General features: G+C 57.7%; 5 protein-coding genes. All 5 read right to left on the bottom strand.

The genetic code is table 11. The annotated features are described in order from the left end of the window. Nucleotides 1-167 precede the first annotated feature (167 nt). Nucleotides 168-1,898 (bottom strand): hypothetical protein, encoded by a 1,731-nt coding sequence (locus tag ACTG4M_RS17055; RefSeq protein ID WP_439124868.1) that lies wholly within the window; start codon nucleotides 1,896-1,898, stop codon nucleotides 168-170. Between the two features lie 4 nt (nucleotides 1,899-1,902). Beyond that, the gene (locus ACTG4M_RS17050) at nucleotides 1,903-3,000 is read right to left on the bottom strand and encodes a protein-glutamate methylesterase/protein-glutamine glutaminase (RefSeq protein WP_439124867.1); all 1,098 of its coding nucleotides are present in this window, start codon (nucleotides 2,998-3,000) and stop codon (nucleotides 1,903-1,905) included. Further along, on the bottom strand, nucleotides 2,997-3,848 hold the full coding sequence (locus ACTG4M_RS17045) for a CheR family methyltransferase (RefSeq protein WP_439124866.1): 852 nt from the start codon (nucleotides 3,846-3,848) through the stop codon (nucleotides 2,997-2,999). Before ACTG4M_RS17045 ends, ACTG4M_RS17050 begins: the two co-directional genes overlap by 4 nt. A 2-nt stretch (nucleotides 3,849-3,850) precedes the next feature. After that, a complete protein-coding gene (locus tag ACTG4M_RS17040) occupies nucleotides 3,851-4,315 on the bottom strand; it encodes a chemotaxis protein CheW (RefSeq protein WP_439124865.1) in 465 nt (154 codons plus the stop codon). Next, nucleotides 4,315-4,900: methyl-accepting chemotaxis protein (locus ACTG4M_RS17035; RefSeq protein ID WP_439124864.1), on the bottom strand; the 586-nt coding region annotated here is incomplete at its 5' end. The genes ACTG4M_RS17040 and ACTG4M_RS17035, both read right to left, overlap by 1 nt.

Raw genomic sequence — 4,900 nt, 5'->3', positions numbered from 1 at the left:
CTCGCCCCATTGCGTGCCGAGCGACAAGAAGTTGAGCGCAAAAAAACAGGCGCAGTTTAGGCACACGCTTTTATGGTTGGCTTGCTGCAATGCGCGGCAGGCCGAGGTGAATCGAACGGGCAGGCTTTGCGAAGAATGCAAAGCGATGCCATTGAACCGAGTTGCGCCTAGAAAAAGATATCGTCTAGCGAATCTTCGGCAGGGGCAGCAGCAGGCGCAGGGGCAGGCGTCGTTTCTTCGATCGGCGCGCCGTCTTCCGTCATCGGTTTTTTGACCACGATCACCTTTCGATGGATGTCGCGCTCTCGCTCCATCGTATAGACCTCAAATACCGAGGCCGCGATGTCGCTGTCCGTGCCCTCAAAACTGTCCTGGCCCTGATCATGGCTAAATATACGGGCAGTTTTCCGGATCATCTGCGCGTGGTCTTCAAGCGGTGCCAGCCAGCCTTTCGACGATCCCAGTTTAGCCTTAATGTCGGACACAATCTCACTGCTTCGCACGGCGGCATCACCCACGTCACGCACGCCGTCTGACAATTGACGTACCGCGCCTTCAGGTAGCGCATTTGCGCGGTCACATGCTGTTTCGAGCAAGGCAATTGTTTCGCCGGCAAGTTCCATCATTTCGGCAAGCTCGGTTCCGACCTCGGGAAGCCGGGCAGACGCATCGCGCGCCAGTTCCTGCAACTGGCCGGCGATTTCACGCAGCGCAAGGCCGCGCTGGCCCAAACGGGCACACGCGATCACGGCGTTGATGCCGATCATTCGCATGCGCGCCTCAAAGGCTTCGCCTGCTGAAATGATGCCGGTAAGGGCTTCGAATTCCTGCGACAGTGATCGTGCGAACTCCATCAAAACACCCTGTGTTTCGAGTGCCTGCGCGATCCGTGTTTCGATTTCGACCAAACCAGTCTTGAGCCTTTGCGACCCGTTGCGCTGCTCAAAGATCATCAGGTGATCACGCACAAGCGACATGATCCCTGTTTCGAATGTTGATGCGCCTTCACGCACAGCATCTACGCCTTCGACATGAAGTGTCGCGATGTCGTCCATCTGGTGCGCTGCCAAGGCGTTCAAAGCGTCGGTTTCGTCGCCAGCGGCGGGCACGTGTTCAAGGATGTGCAGAACATGTTCGAGCCGTTGGCGCGTTGTATCCCCGATTTGCAGACCCGACACAGCCGTCGCGGACGCCATCATCAGGCTTTGTGATTTATCCGAGATCTCGGCACTGGCGGTGCCAAGTGTCTCGATGTGGGCCTCAAAATCGGCCAGTTGGGTGTTGAGTGCTGCAACCGGTCCGGACAGGCTCGAACTCAGCAGGTCACCAAGAAAACGCGCGCGATCAAGCGCGTCGCCGCTGCCCTGTTTGATCCGTTGCATGGCCTCGTCCAAGCCGACAAGAATGGTGCTCAACTCATCGACCAAACGTGTGGCTTCTTCGGTGAAACCGGTGAGGTTCGATCCGGCATCCTGCGTTCCGGACACTGTCGCGGCAACAGTGATCCTTGCATTAAGAACGACGATGTTCATCATCTTCAGGATCTCGCGAAGGGTGCGGACTTGTCCGTCCACACCGCGTGCGCGGTCCATCAAAGCCGACAAGATTTCAAGCGCCTTAAAGACTTCTTCGGACAGGGTGCGCATCTCGGTGTCATGCCACCGACCGTGTTCACGCAACTTGCGCAGCGTACCGTTGGCGTTCATTTCATCGAACACGGCCAGCACGCGCTTTGTCTGCCCAAGGGCGGCTGACGTGTCGGCCAAATGATCCCCTGCTGCGACGAACACCTCTTCGGTCTTCTCGCAGAGATCGGACACAGCGCGTTCGCGCCGTGGCATGGTATCCCGCACGAACATACCTGAAGTCGCTGTCGTTTCTGTCCAGAAGTCTTTCATTGAATTACCCTGCCGCTTTGCGGGATTTCCCTGCGTGCCAATCCATAATCTCGTTCGTCATCTTTGAGAGAGGCGCAACCTTGTCGACAACGCCTGCCTCGACGGCGCAACGAGGCATGCCGTAGACGATGCAGCTTGCTTCGTTCTGCGCCACGGTAAAGCCGCCGCACTCGCGGATTTCACCAAGACAGGTCGCGCCGTCATTGCCCATGCCGGTCAGGATCATGCCCATGGCGTTTTCACCTGCAGCTTGGGCGGCGGACCGGAACAGAATATCGACCGAAGGTCTATGTCGTGACACGTAAGGCCCACCAACCACTTCAAGCGTGTATTCGCGGCCAGCGCGGTGGACGAGCAAGTGCTGGTCGCCTGGCGCAATATAGGCACAGCCCGGTCGGAGCATATCACCGTTGGACGCTTCGACCACGTCAATCCGGGACTGTCCGTCAAGGCGGCGGGCAAGCGCTCCTGTGAATTCGGCGGGCATGTGTTGAACGACAACGACAGGTGGGGCATTTGTCGGCAAGCGCGACAGAACCTGCTTGAGCGCATCTGGGCCACCAGTTGACGAACCGATCGCGACCAATGGTTTTGGTCCGGCGCGGCGAACGAATGGACGTTTGGCGAGGATCTTGTCTGGAGACACCCGTTCATCGCTGCGGCCTTCTTCCGTGTTAGCCTCGCGCGGCGCTCCTTCTTTGCTACCGACGGCTGTACGCACGGCCTGACTGATGCGGTGCGCGGCGCGGTTGCGCGCCTCGAGCGTTGTCAGGTCGGGCTTGGCCAACACCTCGGCGGCGCCAAGATCGAGCGCTGTCAGTGCAGCCTGCGACCCCTTATGGGACAGGCTTGAGCATACGATCACCGGGACCGGGCATTGCGTCATGATCTTTTTTAGAAAGGTCAGCCCGTCCATACGAGGCATCTCGATATCAAGCAGGATCGCGTCGGGCAATTTGGTCCGCATGCGTTCGACCGCGACAAATGGGTCAGATGCGGTGCCGAACAGTGTCAGGCGGGGATCGCTGTTGATGATCGACGAAAAGGCAGAGCGTACAGCCGTGCTGTCATCGACGATCAGAACGCTGATGGGATTGGTCATTCCTGTGATTCCTTGCGGTAAATGGCCGGCGCGACTTGGCGGAACTGTGGCATGCGCACGATCATGCTTTCTGAGTGACCGACGAATAGATGTCCGCCGGGAGTGATGTGGCGACCGACCTTTTGAAGGACGTCTAATTGGTCGTTGGTGTCGAAATAGATCAGGACGTTGCGCAGGAAGACGACGTCGAGATTTGCATCGACCTTGTATTCCTCGTGCATCAAGTTGCTTTTTTGGAAGTGCACGCGATTGCGCAGAGTGGGGCAGACCCGCCACTTGCCCGCCCAATCGTCCTGGCCTTCATGTAGGTAACGGGCGCGCAAGGGCGCTGGTACCGGCTCGACCATCGCCTCGGAATAAATGCCGTTGCGTGCAGCTTTTAAAACGCGAGACGAAATGTCTGTTCCCAGAACACCCCAATTGAAGTTGAGATATGAAATCGCCTGCTCCGCCAGCAGCATGGCGATGCTGTAGCATTCCATTCCGTTCGAAGACGCAGCACTCCAGGCCTTGAACATGCGGTTGGGGTCGCGCCGGGTCTCTTGTGGAAGGATTACATCCTTCAGGTAGTGGAAATGGTCGATTTCGCGGAAAAAGTCCGTTTTGTTGGTTGTGACGGTTTCTTCGATATGCTCCATCTCGGCGGTGAGCCCGCCTTCCTGAAACAAGTGCTTGAAATAGTCCTGCACATTGCCATAGCCAAGTTCCCGGACCCGACTGCTTAGCCGGGCCTCGATCATGTTGCGCTTGGTTTCGGGGATGCAGACGCCGATGGTCTCGTGAACCATTTGCGCAAAAGCATCAAAACCGCCGTACACCTTGCCCAACGGATTTTGTTCCATCGCCATGATCATGCTGCGCTAAGCTCTGGCGACAGACCGTCAAACAGGCGATCTGCATCAATAATTGTGACAAGGTCACCGTTGCGACGGCCAATGCCGGCAATCAGACGATCCCGCCAATTGAACAATCCAGCGTCCGGCAATGGTTCCATTTCCTCTTGATCCAGTGAAGTGACCTCAATCACCCGATCCGCCCGGAACGCTACGATTGTACGCCGCCCTTCGCTGCGAACCCACAAGACAACAATCCGAGACGTCTCGGTGTCGTCAGTCGGGGCCATTCCCAAAAGGGCACGCAAGTCCGCCACAGCGACGCTGCTGCCACGTACGTCGATCACGCCCAAAAGCTGAGAGGGCGCATTCGGCAAGCGTGTGATTGGACGCAGGTCCAGGATTTCCTGGACCCGCTCCACTGGCAAAGCGAAGTACTCGTTACCGCAAGCCAATGTCAGAACAGCACCGACAGAGGCCATTACGAGACACTCCGGGGACGGAAGCTGTCGTCAAGCTCATCTTCCGATCCGTTCAAGTCAAAATCGAACCCGCCCGACATATTGGCAGCCTTGCTGGCAACCAGACGGATGGATTTCTTGGCCGGGGCGCGCAGCGGTGCGGACACCTCGGCTTGGTCATCTTCAGACACCTGGAAGAACCGGATCGTACCCTGAAGCTGATCGGCCTGGCTGGCCAGAGCTTCGGAAGTTGACGACATCTCGTCTGCTGCCGACGTGTTTTCCTGGGTGACCTTGTCCAGCTGCTGGATCGCGATGTTGACCTGAGTTGCACCGGCATCCTGTTCTTGGCTGGCACGCGAGATTTCGGCAACCAATTGCGATGTGCGTTCGATATCCGGGACCAGTTCCTGCAGCATGTCGCCTGCTTCCTGTGCCGCGCGAACCGTATTGCCGGACAGGTTGGAGATTTCACCTGCCGCCGACTGGCTGCGTTCTGCAAGTTTGCGGACTTCAGATGCCACCACGGCATGAACCAGACCGGGTTTACCGGAGAGCCAAAAGCTCGGAAGGTAAGCTATGGAAAAGGGAAACCCTGGGAACCGT

The organism is Marivita sp., assembly GCF_965656765.1.
Lineage (GTDB): Bacteria > Pseudomonadota > Alphaproteobacteria > Rhodobacterales > Rhodobacteraceae > Marivita.
This window is presented reverse-complemented; position numbering and strand designations above follow the sequence as displayed.